The organism is Streptomyces sp. NPDC006879 (assembly GCF_042869595.1).
GTDB lineage: Bacteria > Actinomycetota > Actinomycetes > Streptomycetales > Streptomycetaceae > Streptomyces.
Genome location: NZ_JBIAGC010000067.1, coordinates 1 through 15,049, shown reverse-complemented (window position 1 = coordinate 15,049; position 15,049 = coordinate 1). Strand labels below are relative to the sequence as shown.

Here is a 15,049-nt window from a genome sequence, read left to right as displayed (position 1 = left end):
GGAGAAAGCGTCCTTGTCCCCACACGCGACCTGCGCCATCAACTCCTCCAACCCAGGACCAGCACGATCAGGAACACCGAAAGGCAACGACTGCCTCACCGGCACGACCTCCTGAGGAGTCCGGCTGCGACTGTCGGGGTACGGCTGCATAGCATGAACGGTCCTCCGTGGGCTGGGCCGGGTTCCGCCGCAGGAGTGGATCCCGACCTCTGAGGGGTGCCCGCCGAGTATGGCTTTGCGTTCTCTTCTTCGTCACGCGAAGGCCAGGGGATTGGCCCCGTCGGGGCCACCGCCTCGCCTTCGCCGAAGGGCACACCGCACATGACGGGCAGGACCAATCCACCTGGCGCAGGTCACCGAATCCCCTGCGTGAGCAACTTCAGCAAGCACTCGACCCGCAGCGCCCTCGGCGCCCTGTGCGGTCTCCTGGCGGCCTACTCCGCACTGGCGGTGGCCGAGCTTGCCGCCGCACTCATCCGGCCCGAGGCCGGACCTGTGACCGCGATCGGCGGGTCGGCGATCGACCGGACCCCGGCCCCCGTGAAGGACTGGGCCATCCAAACCTTCGGCGAGGCCGACAAGCTCGTCCTCCAACTGGGCATCCTGGCCACCGTCGGAGTCCTCGCGGCGTTGCTGGGCGCCCTCACCGTGAACCGTCGAAGGGTGGGAGCGGCGGTCGTGCTGGGCTTCGGAGTCCTCGGCGCGCTGGCGGCGACAGCCCGACCCGATTCCCAGGGGCCGGTCGACGCACTGCCCTCCCTGGCGGGCGCTGTGATCGGCGCGGGCGTCATGTACGGCTTGTTGGGCAAGCTCGTCGCGACCTCCCCCGCGGCTTCCCTGACCGGTCAAGAGGACACCGGGGCAGGCTGGAACCGACGGGGGTTCCTCGCGGCGGCGTCCGTCACTGCCGCCGCCGCGACGGGGGCCGGCGCCCTGGGTCGTGCCCTGACCGGCCGGCGCGGCCAGGGCGCCGTCGCCTCCCGCAACTCGCTGGTGCTCCCCGCTGCGGCCTCCGCGGCGCCGGCAGTTCCGGCCCGAGCCGCGTTGCGAATCCCGGGGATCAGTGCCTTCACCACCCCGAACAAGGACTTCTACCGCGTCGACACCGCCCTGGTGGTCCCCAAGGTCGATGCCGACACCTGGCGGCTGCGCATCCACGGCAAGGGGGTGGCCCGCGCACGGAGCTATTCGTTGCCAGACCTCCTCGATCGTCCACTGATCGAGCGTGACGTCACGCTGACATGCGTTTCCAACGAGGTCGGCGGACCGTACGTGGGCACTGCCCGTTGGCTCGGCGTGCCTCTCGCCCCGCTGTTGCGCGAGCTCGGGGTCCGGGCCCCCTCGCAGGGCGGCCGTGCCGATCAGCTGGTGGCCCGGTCCGTTGACGGGATCACACTGGGGAGCCCGGTCGAGGAGGTCCTGGACGGCCGGGACGCGATGCTGGTCGTCGGCATGAACGGTGAGCCCCTGCCGTTCGCCCACGGTTTCCCCGTCCGCATGTTGGTGCCGGGCCTGTACGGCTACGTGTCAGCCTGCAAGTGGATCGAGGACATCGAGCTGACCACCTTCGACGCGTACGACGCCTACTGGATCAAACGTGGATGGGCTCGGCGCGGCCCCATCAAGACCCAGTCCCGCATCGACACGCCGCGTCCCTTCGCCCGACTGTCAGCCGGGGTGGTGATGGTGGCCGGGGTGGCATGGGCCCAGCACCGCGGAATCTCCCGTGTGGAGGTCCGCTTCGACGACGGCCCCTGGCAGGAAGCGCAGTTGGCCGATCAGGACACCGTGGACACCTGGCGCCAGTGGTCCCTGCCCTGGAAAGCCACCTCGGGTGGGCACACCCTCACCGTCCGCGCCACCGACGGCACTGGTGCGGTGCAGACCGAGAAGCGGACCAGGACCATTCCGGACGGCGCGAGCGGCTGGCACAGCGTCTTCGTGAACGTTGGCTGAGGCCACCAGGAGCTTCCACCGGCGGGGGCTCGACCGTACCCCTGATGATCGAGCGCTCTTCGCCGGCCCGCGTCTTCGGAGCTGACGGCCCGCTTCTATAGGCTTCCCCCGTGGCCCGTACCGATGAACAGATGCCCGAAGGTCGCCGGCCGGCAGGAACGCCAGCCCCCGGGCTGCTGGTGTTGGCCACGCAGCTTCGCCGGATGAACGGCGAGATCAACCGGCTCGTGCACGCCTTCGCCGCCAGCGGGGGGCTGCATTCCACCGATGTGAACGCACTCGCCGCGATCTTGGACGCCGAGGGACCGATGACGCCCGGCAGGCTGCGCGAGCACCTCGGCCTGACTTCGGGCGCGGTCACCGCGTGCCTGGATCGGCTGGAGAAGGCCGGCCACATTCGACGGTCCCGCGATACCGTCGACCGGCGGGTCGTACACATTCACTACGCGCAGGAGGCGAGGGCGGCGGCCCGCGCCCACTTTCGACCGCTGGCCGTGGCGGCCCAGAGCGCTCGGGAGCGTTTCACAGACGCCGAGCTCAGCGTGGTCGAACGCTTCCTGGACGCCTTGAACGAGGAGATGGCCCTGTTGAACCCGGACGATTGAGCGCCCACGCCCCGCCACGCCGGAACGCAGCTGCTCCCCCGCCCCGGGCGCAGGTAGGATCATAAATATCTCGATCATTGAGATACTTGACCATTGAGGCTTCCTTATTCTTGGAGCGCCATGACCCTGCACACACGACCCGCACGCTGGATGGTGGCCGTCGCTCTCCTGCTGACCTGGTTCGCCATCGGTGGAAGCCTCGGTCCCTACGCGGGCAAGCTCGGCGAGGTGGCGACGAACGACCAGGCCGCCTTCTTGCCGCGCAACGCCGAGTCCACCCAAGTGCTTGAGGCACAGAAGGTGTTCCGTCAGAGCGAGAGCCTTCCTCTGATCGTGGTCTGGACCTCCGAAGAGCGTGGGCAGCGCCTCACTGCGGCCCAGCAACGCGCAGCTAGCGCAGCCCTGGCGACCCGAGCGGGCGCCCCGTACACGGCCGGGCCACCGTCGCCGGCGCTGCGCTCCGCCGACGGCCTGGCGTTGCAGGGCGTCGTCCCCCTCAGACCCGACCTCGGCAAGCAACTGGCGCCCACACTCGAACAGGTCCGAAAAGCCGTTTCGGCGGTCCCCGACACCAGGGTCCAACTGGCGGGCCCCGCCGCGGCCCAAGCCGACCTCGGTGACGCCTTCGCCGGGATCGACGGCCTCCTGCTGGGAGTCGCCCTGGCCGCCGTACTGGTGATCCTGCTGCTCGTCTACCGCAGCGTCCTCCTCCCCCTGACCATCATCCTCGGTGCGGTGTTCGCCCTCGGGCTCGCCTGCGCAGTGGTGTACGCCCTCGCCGATCGCGGCATCGTCCGGGTGGACGGCCAGGTGCAGGGCATCCTGTCGATCCTGGTGATCGGTGCGGCCACCGACTACGCCCTCCTGCTCACGGCGCGCTTCCGCGAGGAACTCACCCTGCACGAGGACCGGATGACGGCCATCCGCGCCGCTCTGCGCCAGACCGCCGGGCCCGTGTGCGCCAGTGCCGCCACCGTCGCGCTCGGGCTTCTCGCCCTCCTGCTCAGCGGCCTGACGAACAATCGGGCGTTGGGGCCGGTGGGCGCCATCGGCATCATCTGCGCGGTGCTGAGCGCGCTGACCTTCCTTCCCGCGGTTCTGGTACTTCTCGGACGTGCCGCCTACTGGCCGGCCCGCCCGGGGCGACCTGGCACCGTCAGCGGTTCGCACGGCCTGTGGACGGCCATCGCCGACCGGGTCGACCGGGCGCCGCGCCGGGCCTGGGTCACCACCCTCGGCGCCCTGCTGCTGTGTGCGGCCTTCTCCCCCAAGCTGGTCTCCCAGGGAGTGCCGCTCGACGAGATCTTCGTCAACGAGGCGCCGTCCGTGACGGCCCAACGAGCACTGGCGGAGCACTTCCCCGCCGGATCCGGCAATCCGGCGGTGGTCATCGCGCGCGCTCCGCAGGCGCCGGCGGTCGAAGCGGCCCTGCGGCAGGTCCCCAGGGTGGACTCCGTGCGGGCCCTCGGTCCCGGTGGCGGGCCGGCCGACGGCGCCCCCCTGGTCGTCAACGGACTGGTGCAGTTCAACGTCACCCTGACCGACGCGGCCGACAGCGACGCCGCCAAGAACACCGTCGCCTCCCTGCGCCAGGCGGTGCGCTCCGTCCCCGAGGCCCAAGCGCAAGTGGGTGGCTACACCGCCCAGCGCTTTGACACCCAACAGACCGCGCAGCACGACCGTGATGTGATCGTCCCCGTGGTCCTCGTCATCATCTTGGTGATCCTGGTGGGGCTCTTGAGGTCGCTGCTGATGCCTGTGCTGTTGGTGGCCACGGTCGCCCTCAACTTCTTCGCCACCCTGGGCATTTCCGCCCTGGTCTTCCAACACGTCTTCGGATTCACCGGGACGGACGCCTCTGTGCCGCTGTACGGATTCGTCTTCCTCGTCGCCCTCGGCGTCGACTACAACATCTTCTTGATGTCACGGGTCCGGGAAGAGTCCGTGCGCCACGGAACACGAGAAGGCGTGCGGCGCGGCCTCATCGCAACCGGCGGGGTGATCACCTCGGCGGGGGTGGTCCTGGCAGCGACCTTCGCGGCCCTCGGCGTGATCCCGCTCGCCTTCCTGATCCAGATCGCCTTCATCGTCGCGTTCGGCGTCCTGCTCGACACCCTGGTCGTCCGCTCACTGCTGGTCCCGGCGCTCGTACGGGATCTCGGCGACCGCGTCTGGTGGCCCGGTGGTCCGGGTGGATTCTCCACGAGCCGCTCCTGAGTACCTCGCTCGGCTGCCGGGTTCGGCAGGCAACAGCTACCGGCACCCGGCGCGGAGCGTCTACCCCGACAGCGGCATCACCGCCGGCGCGGCACACTCGCCGGCGGCCTCCGCAAACGCCGTAGGGCCAGCAGGATCTGCATCGCCGCCGCGGGGCGCAGCACGACGGGCCTCAGCCCGCGGGGCATCGCCCCTCGGCGAACCGCGAGCGCGGTCACGACCACGACGGGTCCGCACCACACGCCGACCGCGACGGCCCGAAGAGTGCGGTTCGGTTCGTAGTTCAGGGCCATCCAGGTCCAGAACGCGGCGTCGGCCAAGGAATCGGCGTACGCGCCGAACGGTGAGGTGGCGCAACGGCGTCGGGCCAGATGCCCGTCGATGACATCGAGGGTCACGGCCACCGCACCTGACCACCGGCTCGCGCCCAAGGCCGTCGCGGGAAGAGCGCCACGGATCAGCGTGAGCACATCCGCGGCTGCGATGGCCCGGCGGCGCTCCAACAGGCCCAGATGGAGCAGGCTCAGTGCCCAGGCCGTCGCCACCCAGCGTGGGCCGGGCCGCCGCCGGGTGGCGAGGGCCGCCAGCAAGCCGTGTACGGCGCTCACCTGGAGCACCGCCCGCGGCCGGGTGGCGGCCTGCCGAACCGAACGGTGGCCCGCCAGCCACAGCAAACGCCGCAACCGTTCGGGCGTCAGCCCGCCCTCGTCCCGCAACGTCCCGAGCAGCGCGTCGGTGGCCGCACGGCTGTCGGTGAGCTCGCTCACCTCCACCTCTTCGCCTCTCGTCAGCCTCTGGATCGAGTGGCTCACCGTAATCGGTTGACACTCCGCCCGGGCGGGGGCGCGCTCACCGCTGTGGGTGCCCCGGGGCCGTAGCGTGGGCCCCACAAGAGCCGCCGTACGGAGAGGGTCGAATGCGAGGCATCGCGAAGCTGGTGGGGGGCGCCGCGCTCGTGGGCGCTGCTGCGGCCGGTGGTGGCTTGGGGCTGGTGACGGGGGCGTTCACCGTGGATGTCGGCGCGGGCCGCAGGACCCGGGCGCTGGGGCCTACGGAAGTCCTCATTGAGGCACCTCGGGAACTCGTCTTCGATGTGATCGCCGAGCCGTACCTCGCGCGGCCCACCCGGGCCCTGAGGGAGAAGGTGCAGGTGTGGGAGCGCGGCGCCGACATGGTGCTGGCAGCCCACTTCACGCCGCTGGCGGGTGGCCGGGTCCGTGCCCTGACGGTGGAGACGGTCCGCTTCGAGCGGCCGGCCCGGGTGGAGTTCCGTCTGGTGCGCGGACCGGTCCCGAGCGTCGTGGAGTCCTTCGTGCTGACCCCGCACCGGGGTGGTACCCGGCTGCGGTACGAGGGTGCGCTGAGCACCGATCTGTGGTCGCTGGGGCAGGCGTGGGGCGATCTGGTGAGCAGGCGCTGGGAAGCCACCGTGGCCGCTTCGCTCGCCTCAGTCCGCGTCGAGGCGGCACGGCGCGCGGCCCGCGCATGACAGGTCCGGGCAGCCGGCCGGCTGCCCGGTGTGCCCCCGCCCCGGTCGAGGGGCGGCGGTACCCCGAACCCGACCTCGGGAGGAGCCCTCTATGGCCGAAGCATCCCCACCGCGGCGCAAGGTGGACCGCGAGGAGGTCTTCATCGAGTTCACCAAGTCGATCTGCCCGATGTGCAAGGTGTCTGTCGACGCGCAGGTCAACATCAGGGAGAACAAGGTCTACCTCCGCAAGCGTTGCCGGGAGCACGGCGAGTTCGAAGCCCTGGTGTACGCGGACGCCGAGGCGTACCTTTCCTCCGCCCGCTTCAACAAGCCGGGCACGCTCCCCCTGACCTTCCAGACCGAGGTGGTCGATGGCTGCCCGTCAGACTGCGGGCTCTGCCCCGAACACAAACAGCACGCCTGTCTAGGCATCATCGAGGTCAACACCGGATGCAATCTCGACTGCCCGGTCTGTTTCGCTGACTCCGGACACCACAGCGACGGCTACGCGATCACCCGCGAGGAGTGTGAGCGGATGCTCGATGTCTTCGTGGCGTCGGAGGGCGAGGCAGAGGTGGTGATGTTCTCCGGCGGGGAACCCACCATTCATCCGCAGATCCTGGACTTCATCGACCTCGCCCAGGCCCGACCGATCCGCAACGTCACGCTCAACACCAACGGCATCCGGCTCGCCAGCGACCGTCGTTTCGTCACCGCCCTGGGCGAACGCAACGCGGCGATGGGCCGGTCGGTCAACATCTACCTGCAGTTCGACGGCTTCGAAGAGCGTACTCATCGCCAGATCCGCGGCCGGGACCTGCGGGCCCTCAAACAAAGGGCCTTGGACAACTGTGCGCAGGCCGGGCTGACCGTCGCGCTGGTCGCAGCTGTCGAGCGTGGCCTGAACGAGCACGAGCTCGGCTCGATCGTCGAGTTCGGCATCGACCACCCGGCCGTCCGCTCGGTCGTCTTCCAGCCGGTGACCCACTCCGGTCGGCACCTTGCCTTCGACCCGCTGGACCGGCTCACCAACCCCGACGTCATCCGCCTGCTCAGTGCGCAGCGGCCACAGTGGTTCACCACGAGCGACTTCTTCCCCGTACCCTGCTGCTTCCCCACCTGCCGGTCCGCGACCTACCTCCTGGTGAACCGCGAGGCGGAAGGCCTCAGCGTCCTGCCGATCCCCCGACTGCTCGACGTGGAAGAGCACCTGGACTACGTCACCAACCGGGTGTTTCCCGACGCCGGCGTCCGTCAGGTTCTGGAGCGGCTGTGGTCGGCATCAGCGGTCATGGGCGCGGCCACCACGCGGGATGAGCTGGGGGTCGCGGTGCGGGCCCTGGACTGCGCGGATGCCTGTGGCATCGACCTACCTCAGGTGGTGCAGGACCTTGACGGGACGGCCTTCATGATTGTCGTTCAGGACTTCCAGGATCCGTACACGCTCAACGTCAAGCAGCTGATGAAGTGCTGCGTCCAGGAAATCACCCCCGACGGCCGCCTCATCCCGTTCTGCGCGTACAACTCCGTCGGCTATCGCGAGGAGGTCCGCGCGCGGATGTCCGGGGTGCCCGTCGCCCCGGTGGTCCCCAACGCGCTCCCTCTGGCCGAGCGTCTGACCCACACCCCCTACGGTTCCAGGGCCGCTCGTACGCAGGCGGACGAACGATGACTCCCGAGGACGGACTCAAGGCGTGTTGCGCCGCCGCCTACTCGGGCGATGTGGTCTGCGCGCTGCTGGGGGACTCCTACCACCCCGGAGGCGGTCGCCTCACCCGCCGCCTGGTCGACTCGTTGGCCGTGCGCCCGGGCGAACGCGTCCTCGACGTGGCCTGTGGGCGGGGCTCCACCGCGCTCCTGCTCGCCGGGGAGTACGGAGTGCGGGCTCATGGGATCGACTACTCGGTCGAGAACGCCGCGGTCGCCCGCGCCGCCGCGCAGGGACTGGGCCTGGCCCAACGCGCCGCGTTCGCCAGCGCGGACGCCGAGCGCCTGCCCTACCCGGACGCGGCTTTCGACGTGGTGGTGTGCGAATGCGCCTTGTGCACCTTCCCCGACAAGGTGCGCGCCGTCGCGGAGTTCGCCCGGGTACTTCGGCCCGGGGGGCGGCTGGGCCTGGCCGACGTCACCGTCGAGCCCGGCCAGCTGGGTCCCGAACTGAGCGGGCTGGGCGCGCGCATCGCCTGCCTCGGTGACGCGCTGCCGTTGCACGGATACGTCGACCTGCTCACCGGGGCGGGGCTACGCACCGTCTTGGCGGAGCCGCATCAACGCGCCCTGCTCGCCATGGTCGACCGGATCGAGGCTCGACTCGCGCTGCTTCGCATGACCGCTCCGGGCATGCTCTCATCCGCCAACATCGACCCGTCGGCAACCACAGTCGTACTGGCGCAGGCCCGCAGGGCGGTCGCCGGGCAAACCCTGGGCTATGCGCTGGTCATCGCGCACAAGGACGGCCAGCGCTCGCCCGGTCGGCGGCCGTCTTGAGTCGACCGCGCCCACCTCTGAAGGCGGCTCGGCGCCGGGTGCCGACCAACGGATTCGAACTCGTCGGCCCGTGTCGGCGCCCCCGGATCACCTCAGGCGCGGTCGCGCAACCGGAACGGCCGGAGCCGAAACCGGTCGCGTGACCGCACTGCGTGGCTCAGGCCTCGACGACGCCTGACTTCGCAATGGTGATCTTCGCCTTGGTCGCACCACTGCCCGAGCCGAGGCCCTCGATCTTCTTGACGAGGTCCATGCCCTCGACGACCTCGCCGAACACGACGTGCTTGTTGTCCAGCCAGTCGGTGACGATGGTGGTGATGAAGAACTGCGAGCCGTTGGTGTTCGGGCCCGCGTTGGCCATGGAGAGCTGGCCCGGCTTGGTGTGCTTGATCTTGAAGTTCTCGTCGGCGAACTTCTCGCCGTAGATGCTCTTGCCGCCCGTGCCGTTGCCGGCAGTGAAGTCGCCGCCCTGGAGCATGAAGTCCGGGATGACGCGGTGGAAGGAGGAACCCTCGTAGCCGAAGCCGTGCTCGCCGGTGGCGAGCTCACGGAAGTTGCGCGCGGTCTTGGGGACCACGTCGTCGAAGAGCGCGAAGACGATGCGGCCGGCGGGCTCGCCGTCGATGGTGATGTCGAAGAACACGTTACTCATGGCTTCATCCTGACACCCAATGTCATCGCAATGCACACCGGACCCACCAAAGGAGCACATCCATCCGCCCGGAAGCACCTTTGAACCGGCCTCGCCAGGGGCCTTGCGGCGGCGGACCGTGCGAGTCAGGGGGACCATGTGGGCAAGGACGTCGTTTTTCACGAAACGCGCCGCGCCCTCGGCGTCGAGGAGCGGACAACGATCCAAGGAACTGACCAGATGCCGAGTTCGGACAGCCCTTCAGCGACCCCTCCGTCCCCGGACGCACCGCAAGCCCAGGAAGCTGACCTGCTGCGCAATCTGCTCCTGAGCCCCGGATACCTCAAGGCCCTCGTCTTCTGTGCCCTCATCGGCGTCCCGGTGTCCCTGGTGGCCTTCTGGTTCCTCGTCGCCCTGCACGAGTTGGAGCACACCCTGTGGGCGACCCTGCCCGAGTCCCTGGGATGGCAGACACCCCCGTGGTGGTGGCCGCTCCCGCTGTTGCTCGCCTCAGGGCTCGCCGTGGGGCTGATCGTCACCCGGCTGCCGGGCACCGGCGGCCACGTACCGGCCGCCGGCCTCCAGGCGGGCGGCGGCGCCTCCACCGCCGCCCTCCCAGGCGTGGTCCTGGCCGCCCTGGCAAGCCTGCCGCTCGGCGCCGTGTTGGGCCCGGAGGCCCCTCTCATCGCCCTCGGTGGAGGGCTGGCCGTCCTGTTCCGCAGCCTCACCCGTGCGCCCGCGACCCCTCAGGGGACGGCGCTGCTGGTCGCCGCCGGTGCAGCCGCCGCGGTGTCAGCCATCTTCGGGAACCCGCTGATCGGCGCCGTGCTCCTGATCGAGGTGGCCGGGGTGGGCGGCCCTCAACTGTTCGCCGTGATGCTTCCGGCGCTGCTCTCCAGCGGCGTGGGCGCCCTCATCTTCACCGGATTCGGACGGTGGACAGGCCTCAAGACTGGCGAGCTGAGCTTGCACCTGACCGCGCCCTCCCCCAGGCTCGAACTGGCCGACGTGCTCTGGTCTCTTGCCCTGGCAGCAGCCGTCGGTGTCCTGGTCCGCCTGATGCTGGACGGTGGCCGGCTGACCGCGGGCTTCGTCCACCACCACACCCTGGCACGCACGGCCCTCTGCGCCCTGGGCGCCGGAGCTTGCGCAGCCCTGTACGCCGCCCTGAGCGGTCGCTCCCCCGTCGAAGTCGCGTCCTCCGGCCAGGCCACCCTGGGTGAACTGGCTTCCGACCCGCAGGCCTGGGGCGTGGGCGCGCTGATCGCGGTCCTCGTCTTCAAGAGCCTCGCCTACACACTGTGCCTGGGCAGCCTGCGCGGTGGTCTGGTGTTTCCGGCCCTGTTCCTCGGGGCGGCAGCCGGTGTGCTGCTCGCTCCGCTCCCGGGGTTGGGTCTCGTCCCGGGGATGGCGGCGGGCATGGCCGCATCAACGGCGGCGGCACTGCGACTACCGGTGAGCAGCGTGGTGCTGGTTGTCCTTCTGCTCGGCAGCGGCGCGATGATTCCCGTGGTCATCCTGGCCGCTGTGACCGCCTTCGTCGTCAGCGAACTGCTGCCCTCACGGTCTGCTGCTCACGGGACGCCGTGATGAACGCCCAGTGCCGCGGCGACTGTTCGTCGTAGCTCCACCTCCGGCTCCTGTCCCAGCGCGCCGCCTGGAACTGAGGAGCGGCTGCCCTCCGATCTCCCCCGCCACGCGGAACGCCCCCGCCGCGGTGTCCCGCGGCGGGGGCGTTCAGGGGCGGACATGTGGACGGCTCCGATCTCGATAGCCGAGGGCTACCTGCTCTCCCAGGAACGCACGACACCTGCTCCTGCGCCTCGTCGTGCTGCCGGCCCACCCACGCCCGCCCAGGGCATGGGCAGCGCTCAGCGACGGTGGCCGCTCCGCCCCCAGGACTCGGTGTCCACGACCCGCCCGCGGCTGTCGCGCAGGGTGGCGGAGTCACGTCGGTCCCAGACCTGTTCGCGCTTGCCCTGGAAGACATCACGGGCGGTGTCCCGACCCGCGCCGGTGTGGACGCGCACCTTGGCGCCGCCCGCCAGCCGCAGTCGACCGAACCGGTAGCGGTTGCCCTCCTCGTCGGTCAAGGTCCAGTTGCGCAGATCGACCGCCCGCCTGCCGGTGTTGGCAACCTCCACCCATTCGGCGTTGAGCCTGCGATTGGAGCGAGCAGCGCGTCCCGCGCCCTCGTGGTGCACCTCGCCGATCTCGACCGTGGAACGGGCCGCCCGATGACGGTCGTGGTGGCTGTCCGCTACGGCCGGCAGGGCCGTGCCCGCCAGGAGGGCCCCGGAGGCGAGGGCAGCGGCGACAAGACTGCGAACGGTACGGGAAGAGGACATGTCACTCCCTTTGCACAGGATGCGCACCGGACCGCGAGGCGGCCGGTTGCGCCGTATGGACGTCTCGGCAGGTGGCCGAGGAGCCACACACTCACACCTCGGACCACCGCACGAACCGAGAACTCGATTCGCGTTACCGAACGCGAACATATCCGTAACCCTCGACTGCCGGACGCACCTATGCGCCAAAAATAACTTGCCTCATACACCCATGCCTTGAGATGCCAGTCCACCAGCAAGGAGAGTGGGTAAACATTTCAAAATGGGCGGCAGATCTAGGTATTTCACGTAACAGGCCCGACCGCATATTCGACCACCCTTCACTATCATTTCATACGCAAATACAGATCTGGGCTGATGCGATGCGCAGCCTGCTTTGATCAAGAGGAAGAACTACCATCACACCCGCGTCGAGTCGCCCGGCGAACGAGCTGGACCTAGGCTCTTCATGGAGTTCCGCCCCTCCAGGGCCTTCTCGGGGTCTCTCGTGACAGGAGGCGACTCATGGCTCGCTCGACCTTCGGACTGCGCCGGGTGGCCGTATGCATCGCGGCTACCCAACTGCTCTTCACTCCCCTCGCGGCAGGGACGGTCCTCGCCCAGGGCGCGCCAGCACGCGCCGCGGCCCTCGCTCCCTCCCCCTCCGAGAGCGAGTTCCCCGCACTCACCCCGGCCGTGGCCGCACAACTCGACGCAGCAGTGCGGAAGGTCATGGCACAAGCGGATATCCCGGGGGTGACGGTGGGCCTCTGGGCTCCCGGCAAAGGCAGCTACGTGAGCACATTCGGCGTGTCGGACAAGGACACGGGCGCTCCCATGAACCCCGGCATGTACACCCGCATCGGCAGCGAGACCAAGACCTTCACCGTGACTGCCGTACTGGAGCTCGTCGATGAGAACAAGATCGGCCTCGACGACCCGATAGGCACGTACATCGACGGTGTGCCAGGCGGAGACAAGATAACCCTGCGGGAGCTGGCGGGCATGCGTAGCGGGCTCTTCAACTACTCGGCCGACCCGGACTTCCAGCAAGCGCTGTCGGACAACCCCCGCCGGCACTTCCCACCCCAGGAGTTGCTCGACTACTCCTTCAAACACCCCGTGCAGTTCGCCCCGGGCACCGAGTTCGAGTACTGCAACACCAACTTGATCCTTCTCGGGCTCCTGGTGGAGAAGGTAAGCGGACTTCCCCTCGGAGAGTTCATCGAGCGCAACATCCTGGAGCCCGCCGACCTTCCGCACACGGTCTTCCCCCGTGGTGCGGAGTTTCCCGAGCCGCACCCTCAGGGCTACACGCAGCTCTCCCCGGACCAGGGCATCCGTAACGCGACGAACTGGAACCCCTCGTGGGGTTGGGCAGCCGGCGCCATGATCTCCGACCTCACCGACATGCGGAGTTGGGCCCGCATCCTCGCCACCGGAACGCTCCTGACACCGCAGACCCAGGCGGAACGCCTCAAGACAGGTCCCAGCAACATCCCGGGCTCCGGTTACGGACTTGGCATCTTCAACGTCCAGGGGTGGATCGGCCACAACGGCTCGCTGCCCGGCTACCAGACCTTGGTTGTGTACCTGCCGGAGGCGGAAGCGACCATGGTCGTGTTCCTCAACACTGACATCTCCTTCCAGGGCAACGAACCAAGCACCCTCCTCGGCAAGGCGATCACGGAAATCGTCACGCCTGCGCACGTCTTCTCACTGCCGGCCCAGCCCACGACCTAGAGGCCGTGTCGCGATGCCCAGTGAGCACATGCTGGCAGGCATGGCGCATCGCAACGCGGAAGGCTCACAACCGTGCTGACGGTACGAGCAGTGTTGCGACAACACCATTGCCAGGCAAGCCGGTTGGTGGATCGCGAACCAACATGACGCACCGAACAGGTACTTCACGCCGATCTTCGGGTTTCCCTCACCCGGCGCTGTGCGGAGCAGTAGCGTCCGGCTGTGACGGATCGCAGATCGATCGTCCACAGCAGAACGGAATGAGGAGCAGGCGCGGATGGTGAACGTAGAGACGTCTCTCAAGGAGACGATGACATCGATCGAGGGCAGCGTCGGAGCAGCGCTGGTCGACTACACCAGCGGGATGGCGCTGGGCACGATCGGAGGGGGTAAGGACCTCGACCTGGCGGTGGCTGCCGCGGGCAACACCGATGTGATCCGAGCCAAGGTCCGCACCATGGAGATGCTCGGGCTCAAAGAGGAGATCGAGGACGTACTGATCACTCTGGGCGGCCAGTACCACCTCATCCGCCTGCTCAAGGGACGTGGCGGCAACGGCCTCTTCTTGTACCTGGTCCTGGACAAGGCGAACTCCAACCTGGCGATGGCCAGGCACCAGCTCAGGCGCATCGAGGCAGATCTGGAGTTGTAACCCTGCTCCCGTTTCCCGGCTCACGCATGCCCGCTAGTTGAAAGATTCTTCAACTCGGCACATCCGGAACCACTCAACTGCGGGCGTGCGCGGGGCTGGCAGACGGGACGATGTCCGAAGAGGAAATACAGGTTCACCGCTGCGGCGCGGCACCGCGCCGCAGCTCACGGCAAGCACAGCCGTAGAAGGACAGGAGCGCGATCGCGATGCAGGTACCCCTGTACCAGGCCAAGGCGGAGTTCTTCCGGATGCTCGGGCATCCGGTCCGCATTCGTGTCCTGGAACTCCTGCAGAACGGTCCCGTCCCGGTGCGCGACCTGCTCAGCGAGATCGAGATCGAACCCTCCAACCTGTCCCAGCAACTGGCGGTCCTGCGCCGCTCGGGCATCGTGGTATCCATCCGCGACGGCTCGACGGTCAGCTACGCCCTGGCCGGTGGCGATGTGGCCGAGCTCCTGCGCGCGGCTCGCCGCATCCTCACCGAGCTCCTCGCCGGACAGAACGAACTACTGGCAGAACTGCGACAGGCGGAGACCACCCCCAGAGGGTCTGGTGAACAGGTGGCACGCTCCGCCGGGTGAACCGACCGAGGCCGCGAGTCGGCTTCGAGGTGGGGGTGTACGGCCCAAGGGCGTACACCCCCGTCGGCGTCAACGCAGATCGAAGCTCACCGAGCTCGCCTTGTCGTTCATACCGTCACCGACGTAGGCGTTGTATCCCCAGTAGGTCTGGTGGGCGCCGCGGAAGTCGCCGTGCTCCCACAGGGTGATCGGGCAGGCAAGACCCTGAGCGGAGCTCACCACGTCGTTCCATCCGAACCGTCCGAGGTCCTTGAACTCCGGGTACCGCCAGCCACAACCGACACTGAGCCTTTTCCATCATCGCTCTGAGCTGGCCAGATGCAGGGCGAGGATGGCCTGGACGAGTGCGGTGATGCGGGTAGTCGAGCATCGGATCTTG

Annotated in this window: 14 protein-coding genes; 10 read left to right on the top strand and 4 right to left on the bottom strand. The window is 68.7% G+C overall.

The annotated features are described in order from the left end of the window. Nucleotides 1-321 precede the first annotated feature (321 nt). From ACFYMC_RS28505 to ACFYMC_RS28495, 3 genes are all read left to right on the top strand, one after another. A complete protein-coding gene (locus tag ACFYMC_RS28505) occupies nt 322-1,956 on the top strand; it encodes a molybdopterin-dependent oxidoreductase (RefSeq protein ID WP_388530647.1) in 1,635 nt (544 codons plus the stop codon). Between the two features lie 131 nt (nt 1,957-2,087). After that, complete coding sequence (locus ACFYMC_RS28500; RefSeq protein ID WP_388530650.1) at nt 2,088-2,561, top strand: MarR family winged helix-turn-helix transcriptional regulator; 474 nt, start codon at nt 2,088-2,090, stop codon at nt 2,559-2,561. A 120-nt stretch (nt 2,562-2,681) separates the two neighbouring features. Continuing rightward, nucleotides 2,682-4,778 (top strand): MMPL family transporter, encoded by a 2,097-nt coding sequence (locus tag ACFYMC_RS28495; RefSeq protein WP_388530644.1) that lies wholly within the window; start codon nt 2,682-2,684, stop codon nt 4,776-4,778. A 77-nt stretch (nt 4,779-4,855) separates the two neighbouring features. Here the strand turns inward: ACFYMC_RS28495 and ACFYMC_RS28490 are convergent, their stop codons facing one another. Continuing rightward, nucleotides 4,856-5,545 carry a CDP-alcohol phosphatidyltransferase family protein gene (locus ACFYMC_RS28490; RefSeq protein ID WP_388530641.1) on the bottom strand — a complete coding sequence of 230 codons (690 nt, stop codon included), beginning with the start codon at nt 5,543-5,545 and terminating at the stop codon, nt 4,856-4,858. A 149-nt stretch (nt 5,546-5,694) separates the two neighbouring features. Between ACFYMC_RS28490 and ACFYMC_RS28485 the strand changes: the two genes are divergently transcribed. From ACFYMC_RS28485 to ACFYMC_RS28475, 3 genes are all read left to right on the top strand, one after another. After that, nucleotides 5,695-6,267 (top strand): SRPBCC domain-containing protein, encoded by a 573-nt coding sequence (locus tag ACFYMC_RS28485; RefSeq protein WP_388530638.1) that lies wholly within the window; start codon nt 5,695-5,697, stop codon nt 6,265-6,267. 91 nt (nt 6,268-6,358) lie between these two features. Next, a complete protein-coding gene (locus ACFYMC_RS28480) occupies nt 6,359-7,921 on the top strand; it encodes a radical SAM protein (RefSeq protein WP_388530635.1) in 1,563 nt (520 codons plus the stop codon). Then, a complete protein-coding gene (locus tag ACFYMC_RS28475; RefSeq protein ID WP_388530632.1) occupies nt 7,918-8,736 on the top strand; it encodes a class I SAM-dependent methyltransferase in 819 nt (272 codons plus the stop codon). The genes ACFYMC_RS28480 and ACFYMC_RS28475 overlap by 4 nt, the downstream gene beginning before the upstream one ends. 157 nt (nt 8,737-8,893) lie before the next feature. Here the strand turns inward: ACFYMC_RS28475 and ACFYMC_RS28470 are convergent, their stop codons facing one another. Continuing rightward, entirely contained in the window at nt 8,894-9,388 is a 495-nt protein-coding gene (locus tag ACFYMC_RS28470; protein WP_388530629.1) for a peptidylprolyl isomerase, read from the bottom strand. 219 nt (nt 9,389-9,607) lie between these two features. Between ACFYMC_RS28470 and ACFYMC_RS28465 the strand changes: the two genes are divergently transcribed. Further along, nucleotides 9,608-10,957 (top strand): chloride channel protein, encoded by a 1,350-nt coding sequence (locus ACFYMC_RS28465; RefSeq protein ID WP_388530627.1) that lies wholly within the window; start codon nt 9,608-9,610, stop codon nt 10,955-10,957. Between the two features lie 281 nt (nt 10,958-11,238). Here ACFYMC_RS28465 and ACFYMC_RS28460 read toward each other — a convergent pair whose 3' ends face one another. Continuing rightward, nucleotides 11,239-11,715 (bottom strand): lamin tail domain-containing protein, encoded by a 477-nt coding sequence (locus ACFYMC_RS28460; protein WP_388530624.1) that lies wholly within the window; start codon nt 11,713-11,715, stop codon nt 11,239-11,241. Between the two features lie 504 nt (nt 11,716-12,219). On the opposite strand from ACFYMC_RS28460, the gene ACFYMC_RS28455 reads away from it, so the two are divergent. The 3 genes from ACFYMC_RS28455 (at nt 12,220) to ACFYMC_RS28445 (ending at nt 14,670) form a co-directional block, all read left to right on the top strand. Next, on the top strand, nt 12,220-13,437 hold the full coding sequence (locus ACFYMC_RS28455) for a serine hydrolase domain-containing protein (RefSeq protein WP_388530622.1): 1,218 nt from the start codon (nt 12,220-12,222) through the stop codon (nt 13,435-13,437). 277 nt (nt 13,438-13,714) lie between these two features. After that, on the top strand, nt 13,715-14,089 hold the full coding sequence (locus ACFYMC_RS28450; protein WP_388530619.1) for a hypothetical protein: 375 nt from the start codon (nt 13,715-13,717) through the stop codon (nt 14,087-14,089). A gap of 206 nt (nt 14,090-14,295) precedes the next feature. Beyond that, nucleotides 14,296-14,670 carry an ArsR/SmtB family transcription factor gene (locus ACFYMC_RS28445; protein WP_388530616.1) on the top strand — a complete coding sequence of 125 codons (375 nt, stop codon included), beginning with the start codon at nt 14,296-14,298 and terminating at the stop codon, nt 14,668-14,670. A 69-nt stretch (nt 14,671-14,739) separates the two neighbouring features. Here the strand turns inward: ACFYMC_RS28445 and ACFYMC_RS28440 are convergent, their stop codons facing one another. Beyond that, entirely contained in the window at nt 14,740-14,889 is a 150-nt protein-coding gene (locus tag ACFYMC_RS28440) for a hypothetical protein (RefSeq protein ID WP_388530613.1), read from the bottom strand. Between the last annotated feature and the right edge of the window lie 160 nt (nt 14,890-15,049).

What these genes read in the sequence shown, in the direction of transcription:
- ACFYMC_RS28505 (WP_388530647.1), top strand. Translation starts at nt 322, where the DNA reads ATGACGGGCAGGACCAATCCACCTGGCGCAGGTCACCGAATCCCCTGC.
- ACFYMC_RS28500 (WP_388530650.1), top strand. Translation starts at nt 2,088, where the DNA reads ATGCCCGAAGGTCGCCGGCCGGCAGGAACGCCAGCCCCCGGGCTGCTG.
- ACFYMC_RS28495 (WP_388530644.1), top strand. Translation starts at nt 2,682, where the DNA reads ATGACCCTGCACACACGACCCGCACGCTGGATGGTGGCCGTCGCTCTC.
- ACFYMC_RS28485 (WP_388530638.1), top strand. Translation starts at nt 5,695, where the DNA reads ATGCGAGGCATCGCGAAGCTGGTGGGGGGCGCCGCGCTCGTGGGCGCT.
- ACFYMC_RS28480 (WP_388530635.1), top strand. Translation starts at nt 6,359, where the DNA reads ATGGCCGAAGCATCCCCACCGCGGCGCAAGGTGGACCGCGAGGAGGTC.
- ACFYMC_RS28475 (WP_388530632.1), top strand. Translation starts at nt 7,918, where the DNA reads ATGACTCCCGAGGACGGACTCAAGGCGTGTTGCGCCGCCGCCTACTCG.
- ACFYMC_RS28470 (WP_388530629.1), bottom strand. Translation starts at nt 9,388, where the DNA reads ATGAGTAACGTGTTCTTCGACATCACCATCGACGGCGAGCCCGCCGGC.
- ACFYMC_RS28465 (WP_388530627.1), top strand. Translation starts at nt 9,608, where the DNA reads ATGCCGAGTTCGGACAGCCCTTCAGCGACCCCTCCGTCCCCGGACGCA.
- ACFYMC_RS28460 (WP_388530624.1), bottom strand. Translation starts at nt 11,715, where the DNA reads ATGTCCTCTTCCCGTACCGTTCGCAGTCTTGTCGCCGCTGCCCTCGCC.
- ACFYMC_RS28455 (WP_388530622.1), top strand. Translation starts at nt 12,220, where the DNA reads ATGGCTCGCTCGACCTTCGGACTGCGCCGGGTGGCCGTATGCATCGCG.
- ACFYMC_RS28450 (WP_388530619.1), top strand. Translation starts at nt 13,715, where the DNA reads ATGGTGAACGTAGAGACGTCTCTCAAGGAGACGATGACATCGATCGAG.
- ACFYMC_RS28445 (WP_388530616.1), top strand. Translation starts at nt 14,296, where the DNA reads ATGCAGGTACCCCTGTACCAGGCCAAGGCGGAGTTCTTCCGGATGCTC.